The following is a 23,958-nucleotide window of genomic DNA, read 5'->3' on the forward strand; positions in this document are numbered from 1 at the left end:
CGCAAAGGGCGCCCGTGTCGCACGGACGCCACCGACCAGCTTCAAATGTTTCCAAGCACTTGCGAAAAGGGGGCAGAATGACCAACCGCTCGCAATTGGCCTGACGAGATTTTCCACGGAATTGGAGTCGATCTCGATCCGTCCGTCCGTCAGGAAGGTCTGCAGCCCGTCCCAGTGGTTGTGGATGTAGGCAAGCTTTTCGCCCAGCCGGGACTTGGCCGAGACCCGGCGCCGCTGGTCCTGCAGCCGGGTGCCGAATGCGGCGACCAGCGGCGCGGTGCGGGCCTGGCGGGCCGAGAGGCGCTGGCCGGGGCCCATGCCGCGGATCCCGGCCTCGATGGGGTGGAACTCGGCGATGCGTCGCTGGCCTTCGGCAGCGATTTCCGACCCGTCGCGGTCGAAGATTTCCCGCAGCTTGCGCCGCGCGTGCGCCCAGCAATGGGCGACCGTGACCGGGGCGCCGCCCTTTCGGGACGGGCGGGTCAGGCGGCTGTAGCCTGGATATCCATCGAGCTGCAGGATGCCGTCGAAGCCATTCAGAAACGTCTCGGCATGCTCGCCGCCGCGGCCTGGGGCGTAGAAATAGACCACGCCGGGCGGGTCGTCCCCGCCCCATCCCCGGTCATCGCGGGCCAGCGCCCAGAGGAAGCCGGTCTTCGTTTTTCCGCATCCCGGGTCGAGCACCGGCGCTGTGGTCTCGTCCATGAACAGCTTGGATGAGCTTTTCAGGTGCTCCGCCAGCCGGTCGACGACGGGACCGAGATGGAAGGCAGCGGTGCCGACCCAGCCGGCCAGCGTGCTGCGGTCGATGGACAGGCCCGAGCGGGCGAAGATCTGGCTCTGGCGATATAAAGGCAGGTGGTCCGCGTACTTGCAGACGGCGACATGGGCGATCATCGCCTCGGTGGGCAGCCCGCCCTCGATCAGATGCGCGGGTGCCGGAGCCTGGGTCACGCCGTCGGTGCAGACGCGGCAGGCATAGCGGGGGCGGATCGTGACGATGACGCGGAATTGCGCCGGAACGATGTCGAGGCGCTCGCTGCGGTCCTCGCCGATCTTGTGCATGCGCCCGCAGCCGCAAGGGCAGTCGAGGCTGGCGGGTTCGATGGTCTCCTCGATCCGGGGAAGATCGGCCGGAAGATGGCCGCGGTTGCGCTTCGCGGAGAGGCTCTTGCGGCGCTGGCCCGTGCCGTCGGCAGACTGCTCTGCCTTCTGCGCCTCGACCTCGGCCACGGCCGTTTCCAGATCCTCGAAAGCCAGCTGCCGCTCGTCCTCCGAGAGCCTCTCGGATTTCTTCCCGTAGAGCGCCTGGTTCAGCTCGGCGATCAGGTGCTCCTGCCGCCGGGTCGTCTCCTCGAGCTCGCCGACGCGCCGCATCAGCAGGGCAACGGCGGCGCGCTGCTCCTCGGGGATGGCGGAAAGGTCGATTGCTGGGGCGTCGGTCATGCGGGCAGCTTAGCCCGGAGCGCGCCACTGCAGGCGGGGAAAAGATCCCGCGAGTCATTCCGCCGCGGAGGGCCGCCTGGCCTCGAGCGCCTTCACCTTGCGCCAGTCCAGCCCGGCGAAGAGCGCCTCGAACTGCGCCCGGTTCAGCGACATCACCCCGTCGGTCACGGGAGGCCAGACGAAGCCGGAATCTTCCAGGCGCTTGTACGCCATCACGAGACCTGTGCCGTCCCAGAACAGGATCTTCAGCCTGTCAGCCCGCTTCGACCGGAAGACAAAGACAGCCCCGGCGAACGGGTCCTCCTTCAGGGCGGACTGCACCAGCGCGGAGAGCCCGTCATGGCCCTTGCGGAAATCCACGGGCTTCGTGGCCACGAGGATCCGCACCCGGTCGGAGGGGATCATGCCAGCGCCCGCACCACGGCGGCGATCCGCTCCGGCGAGGCGCCGGGCTCGAGCCGCACGGTCACCGCGCCGACCGAGATCTCGACGCTTCCTGTGCCGGAAGACGCTTCCGGCGGCATCGCCGGGGCGACCATCAGCGACACGAACTCGACCGCGTCTTCGGGAGCTGGAAGCACCAGCTTGCCCTCCCGCGCCATCCGCCGCCAGGCCGAAACCTGGTTCGCCTGCAGCCCGTGCCGCGCAGCAACCTCATTCACGGTCGCGCCGGGGCGCAGCGTCTCGGCGACTATCTCCGCCTTCAGCTCGTCCGGCCACTTCCGGTTCCTGCGCTGCGTCCCGCGCTCGTTCGTGAGAACCTCAAAATATGCGCTCATTGAGAAAGTCACTCCCTGCTCGTTGCAGGAAATGAGATCTCAGAACCGCAGCCTCACAAACAGGTGGGGGCCAGGCTTCGCGTACGTATGAAAGGCGCGACCATGAAAGCAACGATGGAGCGGCTCGGCATCACGGCCTCCTTCAGCCGGCCCCGCGTCTCCAACGACAACCCCTTTTCGGAGGCGCTGTTCCGAACCTGCAAGTACCGCCCCGGCTGGCCGCCGCGCGGCTTTGCCAGCATCGAGGCCGCGCGGACCTGGGTCCAGAGCTTTGTCGCTTGGTACAACCGCGAGCACCGCCACAGCGCGATCCGTTTCGTCACGCCCGAGCAGCGCCACCGCGGCGAGGAACGGGGCCTCCTGGAAAAGCGCCGCCAGGTCTACGAGCTGGCCCGGGCAACGCGGCCAGAGCGCTGGTCAGGCGGCACGCGTTGCTGGACACCGATCGGATCGGTCTGGCTCAACCCGGAACGGCCTGACGAGATGCCGCGAGGCCATGGGGCCGCCGACGCGCTCCCCAGGGAAGCAGTCGGCGGCGGCCCCATGGCCGGGACGGGAGAATGCGCAGCCTGAAAATAAACACAGGTGACAACAACCTTGAAAAACACCGTCGGAGTTTCCTGCGCAGAACAGCAGCGCCCCTGGCGTCAGCGCCATTGACCTGGAACACATTCTTCGCCTGCCTCTCGGCGATTGCCGCGCATCCGCCTGCCGGCCAGCGGATCGAGCCCGACCGTGATAATCTCCGACATGACCGCCTCCCAAATTGGATTGTTGCGATCCCACCTTGGCACAGTGATGCCGTCGGGGGCGGTTACAGAGTCAAGGCACCTCATTATGCATTTGCGAAACAAAGAAGATTTGGATAGTTAACCACTTCAGATTCTATCTGCGATTGAAAATAGATCATCCGATTGTATTAATCAACGCAGTTTATCTCCTGCTTTTCCCTTTTCAAGCTTTTCTATTCGCTTGAGAAGGTCGTCAATCTGAATGGATTGCCTGCTTGTGATGTCAATGAGTTCTCCAATAATTTCATTTACTAAACCATTTTGGTCGTAGTTCGGTGGATTCGAGATTGGCGTCGAAAGAAGATCTAAGTCAAACTCTTTCTCAATCCTCCGTATTTGATCTGTATATTTCTCAATTACAACCGAAAGCTGATCGTAGTCGAAGAGAAATCTAAACTTGTCCGATAGGCTGGTGGGTAAGTGGCCGGGTGACTGGATCCGGAACACTTTGGAAAACTCTCGGGGCGTGGTCTTTCCTTCAAATTGATTATTGAAAGCTGCCCGCAGGATTAGTTCAGATTGACGGCGTCGAATATTCCTTTTTTGATCCGCAAAGTGAAGAGGAACGTTGGTGGCCAGAGAAAAGTCTTCCACAATATTTTTCTTTTGATGGTACTGCCTAACGTTGACAACATCACCGAGGGCGTTGCGCCAATCAGATAAGGAGCTGTACTGTCGGATTAACCGACTCGCAATTTGTGGGAGTGATCTAATTGGTCCGGCATTGGTCTTGTGAAGATTGCCCCACTGCGAGCACGCCGACGGCAGCCAGCTACCAACGGGTCGAGCGTAAACAACTACACTCAAGTTTACGAAATCGGCAAGAGAGATAAAAAAGGGAGATAGCGTTTTAATACGGGTAAAGTAGGATTCGTTTGAAATAATGAAACGCGTCGTCCCATCTTTAGTGTGGACCAGATTTAAAGCGGCCGCGAACTGTTTTGCTAGTTCCGGATATTTCCCTTGAGGCTGCGTGAGGAAATCTGAGAATATATAGGGATTTCCGATGTCGTGGCCTAGGTCTTCAATTGATGTGCCCACGTAACGACAGTCGGCGTGCTTCAGTTCCTTAGTGCTCTTGGAAAGAGCGGACTGGATCGACGTTGTTCCCGTCTTCCCCATGCCGATGTGAAAGATTACTTGAATCACACTATGCTCCATTTCGTCTTGGATGGGTGAACATCGATGCTGATGACGCGCAGTTTTAGAAAGCTTGAGCGGACGTGCGGAAATCTCTACGCTTCAGTCGATAACGAAATCGAACGGAAGGATGCTTGGATGATCTGGTTTTGTACACTTGTCCAGAACTGTACGCTGGAAACATGACCAACGGCAACTTCATCAGATTTTCCGTAAGAAATTTAGAAGTTGAAGAGACATATCTTTCTTCTCTCCGGTCATGCCGCAAATCTGGCCTATTAGGTTCATGCGGAGCCGGTCGAATTGTGCGACTCCGAGTTCGATTAGGTCGGATTCACTGCTGATCTCAATGGGATTCTTTGGTTCACTTTCTTGTAACCTGTGACCAACTCTGCTCTCGATCCATGTCAAATCTTCGGAGTTTTCCTCCAGGATTGGAGCCATTAGGCTGTCGGAGAACCTCAGTCGGCTGTTCCCAATTGAAGATATTCGATCTATAAATTTTGCATTTTCTTGAGTTGAGTTGCTTCGGTCGCTTGGCTTCGCGTTTTGCTCAAGGAATGTAAGCGCGAGCGCTTCAGCCGAAATAGATTCATTTGTTCTGACAATGTCCGCGCTTTCTATCTTGCATCCAACAAAGTCCGCAAAATCTCGTACGACATTCCCGTCGAGAAAATTCTCCGGTTGAAACGCCCGGACTGTAACATTGTTCCTTCCGAAAGCAGCATCCAGAGCGTCAATGCGTGCCCTGTATTTTGGCCAGAGGCGCGAGGGATAAAGCCTTCCTAGTCGCCCCTCTTTCACCATTTGTTGGAAGGCGCTTTCCATGTGTGACCTAGGTGCTCTAACATAGATGATCACTTTTGTCGGCACATTGTGCGACTCGATGATCTTGGCGAATGTTTCGATGTGCCGTTCGCTCCCTGGATTGCTGATACTTTCAGCTGAAAAAATTCCTGTGCCTTCAGAATTCTCAAGGAACTTGCGGAATATTCGAGTGTTCTCCAGTTTTAGTCGGTCGAGCTTTTCTCGGGTCAGGGAACTGTTGCCAATTTTTCTTAAATCCGACTCGTCATCAAAGTCGTAGGTAATGAACTTAAAAACTCCGCTGTGGTTCGATGATTCGAATGGCGCGTAACTGATTCCGGGATGTGAAAGCTTGGAGAAAGTTTCTTGGATTGAGCTGCTGCCCGTTTTGTGCATCCCGGCGTGAACTACAAGTTGCATGATTTTCTCTTCGATTTGGAACAGGTAGGTAATGCGCGTTCCGGACTTGTTTTGGTATGTACTCTTGCCGATTTAAGCCCAGCTTCCCTAAAATATGCCTCTATAGGCTTCTGGTATGGAGAACGCGATGGGTTTCCCGAGTTGCTTTACGATGGCACCTCTTTCCCCAAATTCGTCAAGTCTATAGTGTCCTTTTGCACCTTCTTGGGGGCTTTTTTCTTGGTAGCTAACATTTGACCATTCTTTCACGCGATTCTTTACAAAGTCGCTGCCGGAAAACCAGTGATGCATAAGGCTCTCCGATTTATTCGAAATTCCATCCAGCTCCGCGGCGAGTTCGTCAAACTGTTGCATTGCGGCTGCGTCAGAGAACTTCATGTGGAAGAGGAAGAGATTCTCGTCGATCGAAAATTTTCTATTCAGCAGTGCGTGGCAACCTACGGACTGCTGGGCACTCTCCCAGCGTATGGCTGGCTTTGAAAATGCAGCTCGATACAGCATAATGTGCGCTTGACGAAGAACGCTGGAGTCCCAGTCCATATTTGAACTTGGGTCCGGCTGGAAAATATTGAAACCAAGTGGAGCAGCCGCACCGCTTCTCTTTTGGAGTAAGTAGTCTTTAAGGGAGATGTTTAAACTTGGCTCTACGGAAATAATCTCATCTGCATCTAAGACAAGAACGCATGCGTGTGTTTGAAGAATGGCATTCGCGAAGTCCGACAGCAGACGGGCGCGGTACTTGTCATGATGCGCGTCAATGACTCTCGGCAGTGTAATGTGATTTACGTGTCGACATATCTTATTGTGATAATCGGACTCTCCGTGGGAAATAACAAACACGTTTTTTTCCCCTAGGTGTTCAGAGTAGTAGTCTACCCACTTCCCGATAAAATGGTCACCATAGACCATCGTTATTGCTGCTACATTTTCTGTCTGCACGGGGTCGACCTTTTCACGGTTCCAAGTGTTGGCTCAGTCCTCTGATTGCACAACGATTTTGTCGAAGCAAGTAGCGAGGTACGGAGGTGGGTTCAGGGGAAAAATCGAGGAGGTGGGGCGGTGCCCGTTTCGAGACGCTTCGGGTAGTGGCCAAGCTTGACTGTTGATCGTGCCGATGCCTTCAGCCCCTGGTTCGCGCGTGGCTCGACTGGTCCTGTCCTGCAAGATCTGAAGGAGTACGTGCGGTTTCATGTTGTGCTATCGCTCGGAGAAAGGTGGCGATCGATTCAGGCGCCGGAATTGTTCCGAGTGGAAGCCTTGGAGCTCTGTTTGCTTCGCTCCGGCCTTGCGCGAGTATACACCGTTCATCACATCGATTGCCTGGCGCTTGCGGATGGTGGTCATCCGCAAATGCACGCCGGAATTCTCCACCGGCTTGCTGAGCGCCGCGGGCCACTTGGTCGCCTGCAGGGAGCGCTTCGCCTCAAACTCGGCACTGTAGTTTTTCACCTTGCCTATTGCGCTGCAGGCATTCGTACTCGTTCGCGGAAAGCCAAGCCGGATTCCCGGCGTTTCGGCGCCAGCTTACCTGAGCCTCATCGCCTGGGGACAAGCGCTGAGCAACTAAGCTTGACGTTCTTAGAATAACTAGATGGAGTTCACTTTCCTAACGGTCGCTCGCAAGTTGAAGCACTTTTTCTGATCGGGATACCTTGAGTGCATGCAAGATGGCTCGCGACACGCTACGGAACCATTGCCGAAGTACAGAACTAGAATGTCTATGCCTCAGCGCATGGTTGTCGTGAAAGGCGATTCTTGAGGAGGAAACGGCGCCCGGAGGCGCCGTCGGCAGGCTAGCTATACGGTGGCCTCTTCGGCACCGATTTTTTCTTTCAGCGCCATCCGCTCTTCCCGAAGAACCTTGATTTCTTCCTTGAGGCGGTTGAGCTCTTCGGTCTTGATCTGGAGACGCATGCTGACTTCGCGCATTTTCTTGCGGTCCGGGTTGGCTGCCATGTTGATGATCCTTTGTCGTAGATTGTCGGCCACATGCCGATGGCCGAAGCCTAGCCCGTGTGCGGTTTTGCGGTCAAATCAAACACGGGCGACCAGCTGCGACATGACGCTCCGTGCCGGGACCGGAGCAGCGGACAGGTGATGGCAATGGCGCGTCCGGCACCCTATATTCGGGGAAATCCCGGAAAGGAGCGCGCGATGTTCTTCGTGAATACGGCTAAGACGCGGATGGTCGGCCCCGAGGAGGCCCTGCCGGGCCGCAAGGCGGCGATCCCCACCGCGCCGCAGCATTTCGTCAATGGGCGCGAGCTGAAGGCGCCGGTGCCCGAGGGCATGGAAGAGGCCATGTTCGGCATGGGCTGCTTCTGGGGCGTCGAGCGGATGTTCTGGAAGCTGCCCGGCGTCTGGCTGACCATGGTCGGCTATGCCGGCGGCCACACCCCGAACCCGCTCTACGAGGAGGTCTGCACCGCCAGAACCGGCCATAACGAGGTGGTGCGGGTGATCTTCGACCCTGCCCTGATCTCCTATGACGAACTCCTGAAGGTCTTCTGGGAGGGCCATGACCCGACCCAGGGGATGCGCCAGGGCAATGATGTCGGCACCCAGTACCGCTCGGGTATCTACACCTATTCCGAGGCCCAGCAGGCCGCGGCCGAGGCGTCGCGCGAGGTCTTCGCGCCGCGGCTGAAGGCGGCGGGGCATGGCGGGATCACGACCGAGATCCTGCCCGCGCCCGCGTTCTACTATGCCGAGGACTACCACCAGCAGTACCTGGCGAAGAACCCGTCGGGCTATTGCGGCATCGGCGGAACCGGCGTGAGCTGCCCGATCGGGACCGGCATCGGAGCCTGAGCGCCCGGAGGGGTCCGGGGAGGGCAACCTCCCCGGCCTGCGATCAGGCGCCTGCGCCGCGGCGCAGGGCGGCGACGCCGGTGCGGGCCACTTCCACAAGGCCCAGCGGCCGCATCAGGTCGGCGAAGGCATCGACCTTCTCCGGCGTACCGGTGATCTCGAAGACGAAGCTCTCCAGCGATGTGTCGACCACGTTGGCGCGGAAGATGTCGGCCAGGCGCAGCGCCTCGACCCGCTTGTCGCCCGTGCCCGCGACCTTCAGCAGCGCCAGCTCGCGCTCCACCGACGGGCCCTCGACCGTCAGGTCATGGACGTCATGCACCGGCACCATCCGCCCGAGCTGCGCCTTGATCTGGTCGATCACCTGCGGCGTGCCGGTGGTGACGATGGTGATGCGCGAGCGGTGGCCCTGATGGTCCACCTCGGCCACCGTGAGGCTTTCGATATTGTAGCCGCGGCCCGAGAACAGGCCGATGACCCGTGCCAGCACGCCCGACTCGTTGTCGACGAGGACCGCCAGCGTATGGCGCTCCATCACGTCGCTCATGTGGCTGCGGAGATCATAGGCCGAATGCTTCGACGAGCCTTTCTTGATCTGGAGAGCGGACATCGGGACTTCCTCCGGTTCGGGGTCATTCTGGGAGATGCGGCGCGCCTCGGCGGGCCGCAGGGGACGGGATGCGGCGCGGGCTGAAACACGCGGCCGCAGGATCGGGGGCGGGATGGCGGACATTGTTTCAGATCCGCGCCCGGAAGGCCTCGGAAGAGGCCGGATTCTCACGGCCGGTGAACCCGGCGTGGGGGTGGCTGACGCAAGGTGAGGCAGGCGTGTAGACAGGGGACATCCAATTGCCGTAATCCTGTAGGAGGACCCCATGACAGCCATGAGCGCCCCGGACATGCCCGTGAACCGCAGCCTTTCGCACCGCGTCGTGACCATGCTGACCGCAGGGGCCTTCGCCACCGTGGCCTTCGACTTCTTCGGCCAGAGCCTCAGCCCCGGCCTCGGCTTCTCGGGCCTGGCGCCCGTGCCGCTGGCCAACCAGGTGATCCGCAGCCTGACCGGCGCCGAGAGCCTGCCGGGGGCGCATGCGCTCCATTACATGGCGGGCATGATCGGCTATCCCTTCGGCTGGGTCTTCCTGGCCGAGCCGCTGCGCCGCCGCCTCGTGCCGGGGCTGAGCTGGCTGGCAGGCGCCGTGCTCTACGGCGTCGCGCTGTGGATCTTCGCGCTCTACGTGATGGCCTCGCTGGTGGCGGGCAATCCGCCCTTCCTCGGCTTCGCGCAGATCGCCTGGGTGGCGCTGGTGGGTCATGTTCTCTTCGCCATCGTGACAGCCGTCGTGATGCGGATCCGCGGGGACTGAGGGGCCCGCGGAGGCCGGGCGCCCGCGGGCGCCCGGAGCCGGGATCAGACCAGGACCGCGCCGCTGCCCTGGATCGCGTCGGTGGCCTGGGCGTCGCCCAGCAGCATCTTGTTATGCGCCTCGCCCGAGGGGATCATCGGGAAGCAGTTCTCGTGCTTCTCGACCAGGCAGTCGAAGATCACCGGACCGTCGTACTTGAGCATCTCCATGATCGCGTCGTCCAGATCCGCCGGATCCTTGCACTGGATGCCCTTGGCGCCGAAGGCCTCGGCCAGCTTGACGAAATCGGGCAGCGCCTCGGACCAGGACTGGCTGTAGCGCTCGCCATGCAGCAGCTGCTGCCACTGGCGGACCATGCCGAGCCGCTCGTTGTTCAGGATGAACTGCTTCACCGGCAGGCCGAACTGCATGGCCGTGCCCATCTCCTGCATGTTCATCAGCCACGAGGCTTCGCCCGCCACGTTGATGACGAGGCTGTCGGGATGCGCCACCTGCGCGCCGATCGAGGCCGGGAAGCCGTAGCCCATGGTGCCGAGCCCGCCCGAGGTCATCCAGCGGTTCGGATCCTCGAAGCCCAGGAACTGCGCCGCCCACATCTGGTGCTGGCCGACTTCGGTCGCGATGTAGCGGTCCATGCCCTTGGTCAGCGCCTCGAGCCGTTCCAGCGCGTATTGCGGCTTGATGACGGTTTCCGAGTTGTTGTAGCGCAGGCACTCGACCTTGCGCCATTCCTCGATCTTCGCCCACCATTTCTTCAGCCCGTCGCGGTTGACCTTGCGGCCGCGGGCCTTCCACAGGTTCAGCGCCTGCTCCAGCACATGGCCGACATCGCCGATGATCGGCACTTCGACCGGGATCACCTTGTTGATCGAGGAGGGGTCGATATCGATATGGACCTTCTTCGATTTCGGGCTGAAATCCTGCACCCGGCCGGTGATGCGGTCGTCGAAGCGCGCGCCGACATTGATCATCAGGTCGCAGTCATGCATCGCCAGGTTGGCCTCGTAGAGCCCGTGCATGCCGAGCATGCCCAGCCAGGCCTCGCCCGAGGCCGGATAGGCGCCGAGCCCCATCAGGGTCGAGGTGATCGGGAAGCCCGTCGCCGACACGAATTCGCGCAGGAGCTGCGAGGCCGCGGGGCCCGAGTTGATCACGCCGCCGCCGGTATAGAAGATCGGCCGCTCCGCCGTCTCGATCAGCTCCACCAGGCGCTCGATCGCCTCCGGGTCGCCCTTCACCTTCGGCTGGTAGTGCGAGGTCTTGGCCTTCTTGATCTCGGTATACTGCGCCGAGGCGAACTGCACGTCCTTCGGGATGTCGACCAGCACCGGGCCCGGGCGCCCGGAGCGCGCCACGTGGAAGGCCTGGTGGATCACGTTCGACAGATCGGCCGTGTCCTTCACCAGCCAGTTGTGCTTGGTGCAGGGGCGGGTGATGCCCACCGTGTCGGCCTCCTGGAAGGCGTCATTGCCGATCATGAAGGTCGGCACCTGGCCCGAGAGCACCACCAGCGGGATCGAGTCGAGCAGCGCGTCGGTCAGACCGGTCACGGCATTGGTCGCGCCGGGGCCCGAGGTCACCAGCGCGCAGCCCACATTGCCGGTGGAGCGGGCATAGCCCTCGGCGGCGTGGATCGCGCCCTGCTCGTGCCGCACCAGGATGTGGCGAATGTCGTTCTGCTGGAAGATCTCGTCATAGATGGGAAGGACGGCGCCGCCGGGGTAGCCGAAAACCACCTCGACCCCCTGATCCTTCAGGGCCTGAACAACCATCTTCGCGCCGGTCATCTTCGTCATCTTGTCCACTCCGTCATGGCGGCCTCTCGGGAGCCCCGGGCTCCGGTTCGCGTGCTGCAGAAATAAAAAAACCCCCGGAGTTACTCGGGGGCGCATGGGGTTCATCCAGGGTCCGTCACCGGCCCATGCGCTGTCTTCCTGCAAGTACGATCCGGAGATCCATCGGGGGTATCCTTTCTTTAACGACGCCTGTCTATGCGCTGCGATCCGGGGCGTCAACCGAAAACAATTAAGGAAGCTGTAGGCGGGGTGTCTTGAAATATTATTGCGCTGAACGCGGAAAATCTTCGACAGGCCGCGGATCCGGGCACGGCGGCGCCGGCGCGCGCGCTTGACCTCCGCCCCCGTGCGGGTCTAGCTCCGGCAGTGACTGCCAGGGCGAGACGATGAAGCTGTTCCCACGATCCCTGCCGCGCCTTGCGGCTGCACGGCCCGCGGCCGCGCCCGAGACGCAGGCAGAGCCGGTGCAGGCGCAGCCGGCGGCGCCCGCGCGCATCCTTCTGCATATCGGCGGGCCGAAGACGGCGACCTCGACGATCCAGCGCTGGATGAATGCCAACCGGCGGCCGCTGCGGCGCGCGGGAATCGGCCTCTTGTCGCCGCGCGACCTGCGCCATGCGGGGATCTTCGCCAGCTGCACCGGCTACGTGCTCGGCCGCAGCGAGACGCCGGATGCCTCCGCGCTGCGGGCGGCGCTTCTGGGCACCGGGCAGGCGGCGACGCTTGCCAGCGAGGAGACGCTGACGAATTTCTTCATCCCGGGCCACAGCGACGGGCGCAGCGGCTTTGCCGGGATCGACCGGCTGGTGACCTATCTCGAGTCGATGGCGCTGCCGGAGCTGCAGATCCTGCTGACCGTGCGGCGCCAGGACCGGTTCCTGCGCTCCTCCTATGCCCACCGGGTCAAGCGCAACGGCGTCAGCCTGGACTTCGGCGACTGGCTGGAGGCGCAGGCGGATCTGGAGGATCTCTCCTGGCTCGGCGTGACCGAGCTGCTGGACGCGGCCTTCGGGGCGGAGAATGTCTCCGTCGTGCCCTTCGAGATGCTGGAAGCCGCCGATGACGCGGCGCTCTATGCGCGCTGCCTGGCGCCCCTGGGCGCAAGCGCGGAGGGCCACCGGGTGCCGACGATCCGCAAGGCCAATGCCGGGCTCGGCGACGCGGCGCTGGAGGCGGTGCGGCTGCTCAACGGGCTGCCCCTGCGCGATGCGGCGGCCGAGCGGGAGCGCGCGGCGCTGATCGGCGAGATCGAGGCCTTCGCCGCGGAGCAGGGCGACGGGCCGGCCCGGCCGGAGATGGCGGCGCTGACCGAGTTCTGCCGGGCCCGCTACGGCGCGGAGAATGCGGCCCTGGCGGCGCGGAAGTTCCCGGATCTGCGCACCAGCTTCGATTTCACCGCAACGTGAAGTTGCAGAATGCCGCACTGGCGCAGGCTGCAAGGCGGCGAGGCTTGGAGCCGCGCCGCGGCAATGCTAGGCATGCGATAACGTAAACGGTAGTGAAGTTCTGATGAACAGGAGTTTTCCGCGTCTCGCCGCCGTGCCCCGGCCGGATCTGCCTGCATCGGCTGCAGGCGGTGCCGGGAATGGCGTTGCCGAAGGCGGTCCGCAGCGGGTGCTCCTGCATATCGGCGCGCCGAAATCGGCGACCTCGACAGTGCAGCAATGGACCAGCACCAACCGCATCCGGCTCGGCCGTTCGGGGATCAAGTCGCTGATCCCGGCCAGCCTGCGCAAGCCGGAGATCGTCAATCCCTTCCTGCGCTACGTGAAAGGCGAAACCGCCGAGATCGACGTCTCGGCGCTCAAGGCGCTGATCGCGGAAGCCGAGAAGCCCAAGGTGCTCGCCAGCGAGGAGACGCTGACCAATGTCTTCATTCCCGGCTATTGCGACGAGGCGACGGGCTTCGGCGCGATCGGCCGGGTTGCCGACCTGCTGGAGGCGCTGGAACTGCCGGGGCTCGAGATCCTGCTGACCGTGCGGCGCCAGGACCGGTACCTGCGCTCGTGCTACGGCCACCGGGTCAAGCGCAATGGCGAAACGGCCGAGTTCGACGACTGGGTCGCCCGCCGCGTCGATCTGGAGGCGCTGTCCTGGGAGGCGGTGACCGAGACGCTGGAGGCGCGCTTCGGCGCAGAGCGCGTCACTGTCGTGCCCTTCGAGATGCTCGAAAGCGCGGACGAGGCGGCGCTCTATGCCCGCTGCCTGGCGCCGCTCGGCGCGGATGTCTCGCATCATCTCGCGCCGTCGGAGCCCGAGGCCAATGCCACGCTGTCGGAGACCGCGACCGAGATCGCGCGGGTGCTGAACCGCCTGCCGGTGGCGACCCGCAAGGCCCAGGTCGCGCGGATCGAGCTCCTGACGCGGATCCACGATTTCGCCACCGCGCTCGGCGATCCGCCCGCGCGGCCCGGCCTCGACGCGGTCACGGAGCTCTGCCGCGCGCGCTATGCCGAGGGCAATGCCCGGCTCGCGGCACGCAAGTTTCCGGATATCGCCAGCAGCTTCGCCTTCGGCAGCGCCTGAGCCCGGGGCTCAGCGCTTCTGCGGCGGGGCCATCGTGTCGGGCAGGCTGATCTTTGCGACCTGCTCGGCGATCGGGTCGATCGACAGCGGATGCGCGCTGGCCGTATGGCCCTCGGGGTCGCCGATTTCGATCCAGCGGCCGTTCTTGTAGATTTCCAGGCTGCCGAACTTGGCCTTGTAGGCCATCTTCGGGCTGCCCGGCACCCAGTAGCCGAGATAGACATAGGGCAGCCCGGCCTCGCGCGCGATATTGACGTGGTCGAGGATGATGTAGGTGCCCAGCGACCGGCGCTCCAGCGCGGGGTCGTAGAAGGAATAGACCATGCTCAGCCCGTCATCGAGCACGTCGGTCAGGCAGACGGCGGTCAGCTTGCTGCGCGAGGGCTGCTCGGGGGCAGGGCGGGCATATTCGATCACCCGGCTGCGGATCGGGGTCTCTTCGACCATCGCCGCGAATTCGAAGATGTCCATGTCGGCCATTCCGCCATCGGCATGGCGGCTGTCGAGATAGCTGCGGAACAGCGAGAACTGTTCTTCGGTGGCCCAGGGCGAGGTCGCGCGGCGCACCAGGTCGGCATTGCGGTTCAGCGTCCGGCGCTGGCTGCGGCCGGGTTCGAAATCCGCGACGCGGATCCGCGCCGAGAGGCAGGCCATGCATTCGGCGCAGGACGGCCGGTAGAGCACGTTCTGCGAGCGGCGGAAGCCCTGCTTGGACAGCGCGTTGTTCAGCGTTTCCGAATATTCCCCCTGCAGCGCAGTGAACAGCTTGCGCTCCATGCGGCCCGGAAGATACGGGCAGGGCTGGGGGGCAGTCACGTAGAACTGCGGGGCGATGGGAAGGCTGTGGCGCATGGTGTCCGTATCGTTTGCAAGCCGAGCCTAGCAACGGTTCCAGCCTGCGCCAAGTCCCTAAAAGGCTAACGCTTTGCTAACAACCAGCGGGGGGTCTCGCCCGGAGACTGCCCGTTCGGCGGGACGGATGCAAGCGCGGCCCGTGCCCGGCGGCCGGGCGCCCGGCCGCCTGCCCGAAGCTGCGGCAAGTGCCGGGTTTTGCGGCGCCGCGCTGCAGCATGGCCGGGGCGTCAGATCTGCGACTTGTTGATCATCGCGGTGCCGAGCACCAGGTCGTGCAGGCCCTGGCCGCGATTGCTGGCCAGCATCACCACGATCGAGATCAGCTGCGCCGGAAAGACCATGGTCATCGCCAGGTAGGCGCCGGTATGCAGCGCCGCGATCAGCCCGTCGGGGCGCGAGCCGTCCTGGTTGCGCAGCTCGATCCCGGCGAAATGCATGCCCCAGGTCGCGCCGGAACTGGCGATGGTCAGCGTGCGGTAGGCGAAGCTGACCGCGAGCCACAGGAGCGGCAGGAAGAAGAGGCCGGTGAAGGCCGTCAGCGGGATCGCCAGCAGCACCAGACCCACCGTCAGGACCATGTCCACGATCCAGGCCAGGAACCGCCGCCGGGTCACGCCGTCATAGAATGCATGGCCCGTGTCAGGGTCGGGCAGGCCCCAGTAAGGATTTCGCTCCATCGGGTGTCTTTCGGTCTCCGTTCTTCGGTCTCGTGGCAGGGGGAGGCGGCCCGGAGCGCCGGGCCGCCTTCGCGTCGGTTATTCGGTGGCCGGTTCGGGGGACGCGGCGCGGCGCGCGCGGTCTTCCATGAACTGGTCGAATTCGGTCTTGTCCTTGGCCTCGCGCAGGCGGCGGAGGAAGTCCTGGAAGGCCTCCTGCTCTTCCTCGAGGCGGCGCAGCGTCTCGGCCTTGTAGGCGTCGAAGGCGGTGTTGCCCGAGCTGCGGAAGGCGTGCTTGGCGTGGGTCATCTTGTTGCGGGCGTGCTTGCAGCCGGAAAACATGCGTTTGCTCCAGATCATGTAGGCGAGAAGGGCGAGGCCGACAGGCCAGAAGAAGATGAAACCGAGAACCATGGCTGCGATCCAGGCGCCCTTGCCGCGCTGGTCAAGCCATTGTTCTGCCTGGCCGGGCCAGGAAGCGACAGTGCTCATCGGGGTCTCCGTTGGTTCGAGTTGCATGTGAAGTCCTTTCACATTGCCTAGATGTGAAGCCGCTTAACTTCCTTCAAGAGGCGATGTGAAAGTTTTTCACATTCCCGCCCGCGCCCGTCTTCCGCAGGTTCTAGAGCGTGAATTCCGCCGGTGTCGCGCCGCTGATGCGCTGCAGCAGGGCAGGGGCGATGCCGAAGAGGTGGCGCGGCGTCCCGGCGGCGGCCCAGACCTCGGCGAAGTCCGAGAGCCGCGGATCCCAGAAGGTCCTGGGCGGGGCGAGATGGCCGACCGGCGAGACCCCGCCGATGGCAAAGCCCGTCCGCGCGCGGATCAGCGCGGCATCCGCCTTGCCCAGCGGCTCTCCGGCGAGCTGCCCGGCCTTCCCGGCCGAGACCTGGTTGCCGCCCGCGGTGACGAAGAGCACGACCTCGCCGCTCTCCTCTCCGCGGAAGAGGATCGACTTGGCGATCTGGTCCAGGCTGCATCCCACGACCTCCGCAGCGCCCTGGGCGGTGCGGGCGCGATCGTCGACCTCGAGGATCCCCGCCTCCACCCCGGCGGCGGCCAGCGCTGCCTTGACCCGTTTCAAACTCCGGCTCACCTGCTACTCCTTCCGATGATTCCCGGCAGCCGGAGGACCGTGATGACCCTGACCGACCTGATCCGACAGCACCCGCGGCCGCACGAGCCCGGGCGCGCGGCCGATACGCTGGCCAAGCTGCCCGATCCGGGCGCGGCACGCAATCTGCTGGAGGGCGTGGCCGGGTGCAGCCCCTATCTGGCCGGGCTGATGCTGCGCGAGGCCGAGTGGCTGGAGGCGGCGCTGGCGCAGGACCCGGCCGAAAGCCTGGCCGCCGAGCTGGCGCAGCTGCAGCCCGGACCGGTGAAGGAGGCCGCGGCCGATCTGCGCCGCGCCAAGCGGCGGATCGCGCTGCTGGCGGCGCTGGCCGATTGCGGCGGGGTCTGGAGCCTCGCCGAAGTGACCGGCGCGCTGACGCGGCTGTCGGACCGGGCCGTGGACGTGGCGCTGCAATCGGTGCTGGCGCCGGTGCTGCGGGCGGGCAAGATCCCGGGCCAGGGCGAGGACGACCTGGCGACCTGCGCCGGGCTGACCGTGCTGTCGATGGGCAAGACCGGCGCGCGCGAGCTTAACTACTCCTCCGATATCGACCTGATTGTGCTCTTCGACGACGACCGCTTCGAGGGGGCGGATCTGGGCGAGGCGCGGATGCATTTCGTCCGCGCGGTGCGCAAGGCGATGGCGCTGCTGTCGGACATCACCGGCGACGGCTATGTCTTCCGCACCGACCTGCGGCTGCGCCCGGACCCTTCGGCGACGCCGGTCGCCATGTCGATCTCGGCCGCCGAGCGCTATTACGAGAGCCTCGGGCGCACCTGGGAAAGGGCGGCCTTCATCAAGGCGCGGCCCTCCTCGGGGGACATCGCCGCGGGCCGCCGCTTCCTCAAGGAGATCCGCCCCTTCATCTGGCGCCGCCATCTCGATTTCGCCACGATCGAGGAGACCCAGGACATGCAGGCCAAGATCCGCGCCCAGAAGAACACCTGGGACGACACGCGGCTCGACGGGCGCAACCTGAAGCTGGGGCCGGGCGGCATCCGCGAGATCGAGTTCTTCACCCAGACCCGGCAGATGATCGCCGGCGGGCGCGATCCGTCGCTGCGGGTGCGCGGCACCTGCGAGGGGCTGGCGCGGCTGGCCGCGGGCGGCTGGATCCCGCCGGCGGAGGCGGAGGAGCTGACCGGGCACTACGCGCTGCTGCGCAGCTGGGAGCACCGCGCCCAGATGGTGCAGGACGCACAGACCCATGCGCTGCCCAAGGATGCCGACGGCTGGGCGCGGATGGCGGATTTCCTCGGCGCGCCGGATGCGGCGGCGCTGCAGGCGCAGATGCGCGGGACCTTCGCCCGGGTGCAGGAGCTGACCGCGCCGCTGATGCTGCAGAAGCCCGCCCAGCCCAGGGCGGAGCATCCGCAGGCGGCCGAGATCACCGCGCGCTGGCACGGCTTCGCGGCGCTGCGCTCGGACCGGGCGCGGGCGATCCTGGCGCGGCTGCTGCCCGATCTGCTGTCGCGCTTCGACCGGGCGGCGAAGCCCGAGGAGGCGCTGCTGCAGTTCGAGCGCTTCCTGTCGCGGCTGCCCGCCGGGGTGCAGGTCTTCTCGCTTTTCGAGGCCAATCCGCACCTTATCGACCTGATGGTCGACATCGCCTCCTCCTCGCCGATGCTGGCAGAGTACCTGTCGCGCCATCCGCAGGTGCTCGACGCGGTGATCGGCGGCAGCTTCTTCGCGCCCTGGCCGGGACGCGGGGCGCTGGCGGCCGAGCTGTCCGAGGCGCTGGACCACGATGCCGAGGATTACGAGCAGAAGCTCGACGCCACCCGCCGCTGGCACAAGGAATGGCGCTTCCGCATCGGCGTGCACCTGCTGCGCGGGCTGGTCGATGCCCATGAGGCGGCGGGGCAGTACAGCGACCTGGCCGAGGCGGTGCTCGAGGTGCTCAGCCCGATCGTGGTGGCGCAATTCGCCGAGAAGCACGGCTCTGTGCCCGGGCGCGGCGCGGCGGTGGTCGGCATGGGCTCGCTCGGGGCGCGGAACCTCGCCACCACCTCGGATCTCGACCTGATCGTGATCTACGACGCCCCCGGGGAGGCGGTTTCCGACGGGCGCCGCCCGCTCGATGCGCGGACCTACTATGCGCGGCTGACCAAGGCCTTCGTCACCGCGCTCTCGGCGCAGATGTCCGAGGGCACGCTCTACGAGGTCGACATGCGGCTGCGCCCCTCGGGGCGGCAGGGGCCGGTCGCCACCGGCTGGAGCGCCTTCCGCAGCTACCAGGAGACCGAGGCCTGGACCTGGGAGCATCTGGCGCTGACCCGGGCGCGGGTGATCGCCGGGGCGCCGGAGCTGGCCGCGGATATCGAGGCCTTCCGCTGCGCGATCATCACCGGCGGCTGCGATCCGTCCAAAGTGATGGCCGATCTCCGGGAAATGCGCGAGCGGCTGCGCACCGGCAAGCCGCGCAAGGGGCCCTGGGATACCGAGAACGGTCCCGGCGGCCGCCAGGACATCGAGCTGCTGGCCCAGGCCTGCGCGCTGATCTCGGGCTGCACCGCGCGCGATCCCGAGGCGCAGCTGCGCTCGGGCGGGCTGACCTCGGGCTTCGCGGGCGAGCTGATCGGCCATCTGCGCTTCTTCGCGGTGCTCAAGCAGGCCGGACGTCTGCTGACCGGCGGGCGTCCCGATCCGGCGCATCTGGGCCAGGGCGGGCGGGACATGCTGCTGCGCGATACCGGCATGCCCGACATCAGCTCGCTGGAGGCGCGGATCGCCGAGGCCCTGGCTCAATCGGCCAGGATTGTGGACAGTGTTGTCCATTCCTGTCCGGATTGACAGGTTGTCGCAGATTGCTAGCTTGAGCCCATGCCGACTCGTGAGCTTCCTGCCGACCCCGATCCCGAAGGCCTTATCCGCGACGCCTACCACATGGCGGGCATCGCGGTCCCGGAATGCCGGATCATCTTCCTCGACTGGTCGCTCTCCATCCCCGAGGGGGTGGAGCCCTGCCTGGCGCTGCGAGCGCTGATCGAACGCCACGGCCGCGACGCGCCCGACCATCCGATGACCCGCATCCTGGCCGAAAACCTGGCCACCGCCCCGGCGCCGCGACGCCGCAGGGCGCGCCGCGCCACCAGCACGGCCGCCTGAGCGCCGCTGCCGGGCCGAGCCCTGCGCCCCGCGCAGATCCGCTCTGCGCAGGTCCCGCGCGGGCGATGCAGCCCCTTGAACTTCCGGTGCGGCAGGCGTCCTCTGGCGGCAGGAGGTTCCGCCCATGACCCTGACCGGACATTGCCTGTGCAACCGGACCCGTTTCGAACTCGATCCGCCCTTCCTCTTCGTCGGCCACTGCCATTGCGAGAGCTGCCGCCGCCAGACCGCCTCGGCCTTCACCACCTTCATCGGGGTGGAGCAGGGCCAGTGGCGCTGGACCGGCGCGCCGCCCGTCCGCTATGAGAGCGGCCCCGGCCGCACGCGCTGGTTCTGCGCCGGCTGCGGCGCGCCCGCGGCCTATGCCAACGAGGTCGACAGCCCCGGCGAGATGCATTTCTACGCGGCGCTGCTCGACGATCCGGAGGCCGTCGTCCCCGAGATGAACTTCCACCCCGAAGAGCATCTCTCCTGGGCCTTCGACGCGCCCTCTCTGCCGGTCTACCGGAGGGACGGGGAATGATCTGGCCGCTCTCGATCCTGCTCGGCTGCCAGCTGGCCGGGGAGGCGGTGTCGCGCGTCCTCGGCCTGCCGGTGCCGGGTCCGGTGATCGGCATGGTGCTGCTCCTGGTCCTGATGGCCGGGCACCGCCGGGTGCCCGAGACGGTGGCGCCGACGGCGCATGTGATCCTCGGCAACCTGTCGCTGCTCTTCGTGCCCGCAGGCGTGGGCATCGTCTCGCAGCTCGACAAGGTGGCGCAATACGGCTTCGGCCTGCTGGCGGCGCTCCTCGGCTCGACCGTGCTGGCGCTGGCCGCCGGGGTGGCGACCTTCCGCGGCGTGGCCCGCGTGATGGGGGACCGCAGATGAGCGATTTCACCCGCCTCTGGATCTACCTGCAGCAGGGGCCTCTGCTGTGGCTCACGGTCACGCTGGTCGCCTACGGGATCGGCGATTTCCTCTTCGTCCGCGCCCGCCGCAGCCCCTGGGTCAATCCGGTGCTGGTCGCGGTCCTCCTGATCTCGGTCGCGCTGGTGGCCACCGGCACCGATTACGAGACCTATTTCCAGGGCGCGCAATTCGTCCATTTCCTGCTTGGCCCGGCCACCGTGGCGCTTGCCGTGCCGCTTTTCGCCAATCTGCGGCACCTGCGCTCGGCCCTGGTGCCGATGACGGCCGCGCTGGTCGTCGGCTCGCTCGTGGCCATGCTCTCGGCGGTGGGGATCGGCTGGCTCTGCGGCGTGCGCGGCGAGGTTCTGGTCTCGCTCCTGCCGAAATCCGCCACCTCTCCGGTGGCGCTGGGCGTGGCCGAGACGATCGGCGGCATCCCGGCACTGACCGCGGCCATGGTGATACTGACCGGCATCATCGGCGCCGTGGTGGTGACGCCGCTTTTCAACGCGATGGGGGTCTCGGACTGGCGCGCGCGCGGCTTCGCCACCGGCGTGGCGGCGCACGGGATCGGCACGGCGCGGGCCTTCCAGGTCAATGACACGGCCGGCGCCTTTGCCGGGATCGGCATGGGGCTCAATGCGCTGCTGACCGCGCTGCTCGCGCCGGCGGTGGCGCATCTCCTGTTCTGAGCGAGGGTTGCGCGCGGGCGCCGGGCGGGCTTATCTCGGGCACCGAGCCGAGGAAGGAGCCCGCCCGTGACCATCACCGATCCCGCCCGCCATGCCGAGAAGATGGCCAAGAAGAAGGCCAGCCGCGACAAGATCATGGCGACCAAGACCGAGGAGAAGGGTCTGGTCATCGTCCATACCGGCAAGGGCAAGGGCAAGTCCTCCGCCGCCTTCGGCATGATCTTCCGCTCGATCGCCCATGGCATGCCCTGTGCCGTCGTCCAGTTCATCAAGGGCGGCATGGAGACCGGCGAGCGGACGCTGATCACGCAGCATTTCTCCGATCTGTGCGAATTCCACACGATGGGCGAGGGCTTCACCTGGGAGACCCAGGACCGCACCCGCGACATGGAGATGGCCCAGGCCGCCTGGGCGAAGGCCAAGGAGCTGATCCTGCGCCCGGGCATGCGCATGGTGCTCCTGGACGAGATCAACATCGCGCTGCGCTACGACTATGTCGATGTCGAGGAGGTCGTGGCCTGGCTGGCGGCGAACAAGCCCGAGATGGTGCATGTCGTGCTGACCGGGCGCAACGCCAAGGAGCCGCTGATCGAGGCGGCCGATCTGGTGACCGAGATGGAGCTGGTCAAGCATCCCTTCCGCGCAGGCATCAAGGCGCAGGCCGGGGTGGAGTTCTGAACCAATAGGGAAGGGGGCTCGGGCTCACCAGAGAGAGGGCCCTCCCTCCGCAGCCGACGACGCTGATCCGGCCTGCCGCAGCCCCGGGGACGGGTCAAGGGCAGGCCGCTGCGCGGGCCCTGCGGGCCCCTTGACCCGTCCCCGCGCCCGCGGCTTTCCGTCCCCAGAGACGGCGGCTCCGGAGAGAGGGCGCGCATGCCGTCAGGCGGACGGTTCCGCGGCGGCGGCGATCTGGGCCAGTGCGTTGATCCGCGCGTGGTTGCGGCCGCTTTCGGTCATCGCGGCATAGGCGGCGGGGCTGTCCGGCAGCTCGGCGGCGGGGGCGTCCGGTGCGGCGGCGCCGCTGCGGCCGAGCGCGGTGGCAGGGCCGTCGATGAGCGCGGCGAGTTCGGCTGCGTCGAGGCCGGGCCGGGCGAGCCCGCCGAGGGTCAGTGCCAGCACCTGCGGTTCCGCGCGGCTGGCGAGGAAGAGGAGGTCGACCCCCTCGAACCGCCGCAGGAAGACCGGCAGGCCGGGATGGAGCCGCGCGGCGCCGGCGAAGCTGCCGGCGAGCAGCGCGCGGCCGATCCGGTCGAGCTGCGCCGCGCCGAGGCCCGTCAGGGCGATGTCCCATTCGGCGATCTGCGTGGTTTCCAGCCGGGGAGCGATGCCGCGGATGGCGAAGGGGCCGGGCGCTTCGGGCACGGTTTCAGGCATGGGCGGATGCGCTTCGAAGAAGAGCCGCAGGTCGCGGGCATCCATCAGCGGCTCCAGATCCTGGATCTGCCGCAGCGCCGGGGTGCCGACGAGCTGGACGATCTGCAGACCGGGCAGCGCCGCCAGCGGCGCGATATCGGCGATCCCGGTCTCGCCCAGGTCGAGCGAGCGCAGGGCGGAGAGCCCGGCGATCTCGGCAGGCAGCCGGTCGAGCGCCTTGAGCCCGTAGAGGCTGAGCTCGGCCGCGCCGCTGGCCTCGGCGGTCCTGATGCGGGCCAGTGCTTCGGCGCGGGCGGTCTCGGCGGGGTCGGGCATGGCGGGTCTTCCGTCTGGCAGGGCTGGCGGACCCTGCCGCCCGCCGCGGCCAGGGTCAAGCGCGGCGTCAGGCGGCGCGGGCCGCGGGCAGGATCCGGTCTGTCAGCAGCGCCATCAGATCGCCGAAATAGCCCTCGCTGCGCGCCGGGCGGGTCGGGTCCGAGAGGATCACCACCGAAAGCGACAGGTCCGGGACGATGGCCGCGATCTGCCCGCCATAGCCGCGGGCCAGCGCGATCCGCGTGCCCCGGGACCGGCCGAGGAACCAGCCGAGCCCGTAATCGAGCCCGGAATAGGGCGAGCGGGTGCGCGGGCGCAGGCTTTCGTCGATCCAGCCGGACGAGACCACGCGGCGGCCCTCGAGGCTGCCGCCCTGGCGGATCATCTCGGCGAAGCGCAGGAGCCCGGCGGGGGTGGTCGCCATGTCGTTGCCGCCCAGGTAGTAGCCCTGCGGATCGGCCACCCAGGGGGCGAAGGGCATGTCCAGCGGATCGCCGAGCCGGTCGCGGGCGAGCTCCAGCAGGCTCTGCCCGGTGACCTCGGCCAGCACCGCGCCCATCACATGGGTCGTGCCGGTGGAATAGAGCATCCGCGCGCCCGGCTGGGCCACGAAGGGCCGCGAGAGCGCGTCGGCCACCCAGTCGGAGGAGGAGACCCAGGCGCCGTAATTGCCGCCCGAGGTGCGCTCCAGCCCGGCCTGCAGGCTCAGCAGGTTCTCGACCGTCAGCCCGGCGACGCGGGGATCGGCGCCTGCGGGCACGAGCCCGGGGGCGAGCTCGCCCAGCGTGGCGCCGAGCCCGGGGATCTCGCCGCGGTCGACGGCCGTTCCCGCGAGCGTGGCGAGAAGCGTCTTCGACACGGATTTGACATTGGCCGGGCTCTCCATCGACGGGCCGCGGACCCGGCGGGACAGGACGGTCTGCCCGTTCTGCGCGATCATCACGCAATGGAGCTGGCCCAGTCCGGCCGCGGCGTCGGCGACGCTGTCCCAGCGCGACTGGGCGGCAAGGCGGGTGGCGGCGATCAGGGCGGGCAGGGCGAGGAGGGCGCGGCGGCTGTGGTGCATGGCGCCA

At 65.6% G+C, this 23,958-nt stretch carries 26 protein-coding genes and 1 pseudogene; 11 read left to right on the forward strand and 16 right to left on the reverse strand.

Annotated elements, in window-relative coordinates; all coding sequences use genetic code 11:
- From FGX59_RS15935 to FGX59_RS15945, 3 genes are all read right to left on the reverse strand, one after another.
- Positions 1–1,446: IS66 family transposase (locus tag FGX59_RS15935; RefSeq protein ID WP_240722499.1), on the reverse strand; the 1,446-nt coding region annotated here is incomplete at its 3' end.
- Between the two features lie 54 nt (positions 1,447–1,500).
- Positions 1,501–1,851, reverse strand: a complete 351-nt coding sequence (gene tnpB, locus FGX59_RS15940) for an IS66 family insertion sequence element accessory protein TnpB (protein ID WP_138468042.1) — start codon at positions 1,849–1,851, stop codon at positions 1,501–1,503.
- Complete coding sequence (locus tag FGX59_RS15945; RefSeq protein WP_138468044.1) at positions 1,848–2,225, reverse strand: transposase; 378 nt, start codon at positions 2,223–2,225, stop codon at positions 1,848–1,850. Before FGX59_RS15945 ends, tnpB begins: the two co-directional genes overlap by 4 nt.
- A gap of 87 nt (positions 2,226–2,312) precedes the next feature.
- On the opposite strand from FGX59_RS15945, the pseudogene FGX59_RS15950 reads away from it, so the two are divergent.
- Positions 2,313–2,708, forward strand: a pseudogene (locus tag FGX59_RS15950) (integrase core domain-containing protein); the annotation flags it as partial.
- Positions 2,709–3,148: 440 nt separating this feature from the next.
- Here FGX59_RS15950 and FGX59_RS15955 read toward each other — a convergent pair.
- The 5 genes from FGX59_RS15955 to FGX59_RS37580 form a co-directional block, all read right to left on the reverse strand.
- A complete protein-coding gene (locus FGX59_RS15955) occupies positions 3,149–4,165 on the reverse strand; it encodes a hypothetical protein (protein WP_138468048.1) in 1,017 nt (338 codons plus the stop codon).
- Positions 4,166–4,357: 192 nt separating this feature from the next.
- A complete protein-coding gene (locus FGX59_RS15960; RefSeq protein WP_138468050.1) occupies positions 4,358–5,383 on the reverse strand; it encodes a hypothetical protein in 1,026 nt (341 codons plus the stop codon).
- Between the two features lie 87 nt (positions 5,384–5,470).
- Positions 5,471–6,322 (reverse strand): glycosyltransferase family 2 protein, encoded by an 852-nt coding sequence (locus tag FGX59_RS15965; protein WP_138468052.1) that lies wholly within the window; start codon positions 6,320–6,322, stop codon positions 5,471–5,473.
- Between the two features lie 258 nt (positions 6,323–6,580).
- Positions 6,581–6,832: a hypothetical protein gene (locus FGX59_RS15970; protein ID WP_138468054.1), complete on the reverse strand. Its 252-nt coding sequence runs from the start codon at positions 6,830–6,832 to the stop codon at positions 6,581–6,583.
- A gap of 348 nt (positions 6,833–7,180) precedes the next feature.
- Entirely contained in the window at positions 7,181–7,339 is a 159-nt protein-coding gene (locus tag FGX59_RS37580; RefSeq protein WP_171060667.1) for a hypothetical protein, read from the reverse strand.
- Positions 7,340–7,537: 198 nt separating this feature from the next.
- Between FGX59_RS37580 and msrA the strand changes: the two genes are divergently transcribed.
- Positions 7,538–8,194: a peptide-methionine (S)-S-oxide reductase MsrA gene (gene msrA, locus FGX59_RS15975; protein WP_138468056.1), complete on the forward strand. Its 657-nt coding sequence runs from the start codon at positions 7,538–7,540 to the stop codon at positions 8,192–8,194.
- Positions 8,195–8,237: 43 nt separating this feature from the next.
- Here msrA and ilvN read toward each other — a convergent pair whose 3' ends face one another.
- Positions 8,238–8,804 carry an acetolactate synthase small subunit gene (gene ilvN, locus FGX59_RS15980; RefSeq protein WP_138468058.1) on the reverse strand — a complete coding sequence of 189 codons (567 nt, stop codon included), beginning with the start codon at positions 8,802–8,804 and terminating at the stop codon, positions 8,238–8,240.
- Positions 8,805–9,069: 265 nt separating this feature from the next.
- Between ilvN and FGX59_RS15985 the strand changes: the two genes are divergently transcribed.
- The gene (locus FGX59_RS15985; protein ID WP_240722500.1) at positions 9,070–9,561 is read left to right on the forward strand and encodes a hypothetical protein; all 492 of its coding nucleotides are present in this window, start codon (positions 9,070–9,072) and stop codon (positions 9,559–9,561) included.
- A 44-nt stretch (positions 9,562–9,605) separates the two neighbouring features.
- Here the strand turns inward: FGX59_RS15985 and FGX59_RS15990 are convergent, their stop codons facing one another.
- Complete coding sequence (locus FGX59_RS15990) at positions 9,606–11,357, reverse strand: acetolactate synthase 3 large subunit (protein ID WP_138468060.1); 1,752 nt, start codon at positions 11,355–11,357, stop codon at positions 9,606–9,608.
- 386 nt (positions 11,358–11,743) lie between these two features.
- On the opposite strand from FGX59_RS15990, the gene FGX59_RS15995 reads away from it, so the two are divergent.
- Both FGX59_RS15995 and FGX59_RS16000 read left to right on the forward strand, forming a co-directional pair.
- Complete coding sequence (locus tag FGX59_RS15995; RefSeq protein ID WP_138468062.1) at positions 11,744–12,763, forward strand: hypothetical protein; 1,020 nt, start codon at positions 11,744–11,746, stop codon at positions 12,761–12,763.
- A 103-nt stretch (positions 12,764–12,866) separates the two neighbouring features.
- On the forward strand, positions 12,867–13,883 hold the full coding sequence (locus FGX59_RS16000) for a hypothetical protein (protein ID WP_138468064.1): 1,017 nt from the start codon (positions 12,867–12,869) through the stop codon (positions 13,881–13,883).
- 9 nt (positions 13,884–13,892) lie between these two features.
- Here FGX59_RS16000 and FGX59_RS16005 read toward each other — a convergent pair whose 3' ends face one another.
- From FGX59_RS16005 to FGX59_RS16020, 4 genes are all read right to left on the reverse strand, one after another.
- Entirely contained in the window at positions 13,893–14,735 is an 843-nt protein-coding gene (locus FGX59_RS16005; RefSeq protein WP_138468066.1) for an arginyltransferase, read from the reverse strand.
- Between the two features lie 230 nt (positions 14,736–14,965).
- Positions 14,966–15,415 carry an RDD family protein gene (locus FGX59_RS16010; protein ID WP_138468068.1) on the reverse strand — a complete coding sequence of 150 codons (450 nt, stop codon included), beginning with the start codon at positions 15,413–15,415 and terminating at the stop codon, positions 14,966–14,968.
- 78 nt (positions 15,416–15,493) lie between these two features.
- Positions 15,494–15,886, reverse strand: a complete 393-nt coding sequence (locus FGX59_RS16015; RefSeq protein ID WP_138468070.1) for a DUF2852 domain-containing protein — start codon at positions 15,884–15,886, stop codon at positions 15,494–15,496.
- Positions 15,887–16,016: 130 nt separating this feature from the next.
- On the reverse strand, positions 16,017–16,487 hold the full coding sequence (locus FGX59_RS16020) for a YbaK/EbsC family protein (RefSeq protein WP_138468072.1): 471 nt from the start codon (positions 16,485–16,487) through the stop codon (positions 16,017–16,019).
- Between the two features lie 42 nt (positions 16,488–16,529).
- On the opposite strand from FGX59_RS16020, the gene FGX59_RS16025 reads away from it, so the two are divergent.
- From FGX59_RS16025 to cobO, 6 genes are all read left to right on the forward strand, one after another.
- Positions 16,530–19,298, forward strand: coding sequence for a glutamine-synthetase adenylyltransferase (locus tag FGX59_RS16025; RefSeq protein WP_138468074.1), 2,769 nt, complete (start codon positions 16,530–16,532; stop codon positions 19,296–19,298).
- Positions 19,299–19,328: 30 nt separating this feature from the next.
- The gene (locus FGX59_RS16030) at positions 19,329–19,613 is read left to right on the forward strand and encodes a hypothetical protein (protein WP_138468076.1); all 285 of its coding nucleotides are present in this window, start codon (positions 19,329–19,331) and stop codon (positions 19,611–19,613) included.
- A gap of 124 nt (positions 19,614–19,737) precedes the next feature.
- Complete coding sequence (locus FGX59_RS16035; RefSeq protein ID WP_138468078.1) at positions 19,738–20,136, forward strand: GFA family protein; 399 nt, start codon at positions 19,738–19,740, stop codon at positions 20,134–20,136.
- On the forward strand, positions 20,133–20,483 hold the full coding sequence (locus FGX59_RS16040) for a CidA/LrgA family protein (protein ID WP_138468080.1): 351 nt from the start codon (positions 20,133–20,135) through the stop codon (positions 20,481–20,483). The genes FGX59_RS16035 and FGX59_RS16040 overlap by 4 nt, the downstream gene beginning before the upstream one ends.
- A complete protein-coding gene (locus FGX59_RS16045) occupies positions 20,480–21,196 on the forward strand; it encodes an LrgB family protein (protein WP_138468082.1) in 717 nt (238 codons plus the stop codon). Before FGX59_RS16040 ends, FGX59_RS16045 begins: the two co-directional genes overlap by 4 nt.
- 72 nt (positions 21,197–21,268) lie before the next feature.
- Complete coding sequence (gene cobO, locus FGX59_RS16050) at positions 21,269–21,874, forward strand: cob(I)yrinic acid a,c-diamide adenosyltransferase (protein WP_138468253.1); 606 nt, start codon at positions 21,269–21,271, stop codon at positions 21,872–21,874.
- 201 nt (positions 21,875–22,075) lie between these two features.
- Here cobO and FGX59_RS16055 read toward each other — a convergent pair whose 3' ends face one another.
- Both FGX59_RS16055 and FGX59_RS16060 read right to left on the reverse strand, forming a co-directional pair.
- Positions 22,076–22,885: a leucine-rich repeat domain-containing protein gene (locus FGX59_RS16055; protein ID WP_138468085.1), complete on the reverse strand. Its 810-nt coding sequence runs from the start codon at positions 22,883–22,885 to the stop codon at positions 22,076–22,078.
- 67 nt (positions 22,886–22,952) lie between these two features.
- On the reverse strand, positions 22,953–23,951 hold the full coding sequence (locus tag FGX59_RS16060; RefSeq protein ID WP_138468086.1) for a serine hydrolase: 999 nt from the start codon (positions 23,949–23,951) through the stop codon (positions 22,953–22,955).
- Positions 23,952–23,958: the final 7 nt, after the last annotated feature.

The sequence above is a fragment of the Poseidonocella sp. HB161398 genome (genome assembly GCF_005870025.1).
Taxonomy (GTDB): Bacteria; Pseudomonadota; Alphaproteobacteria; order Rhodobacterales; family Rhodobacteraceae; genus Mangrovicoccus.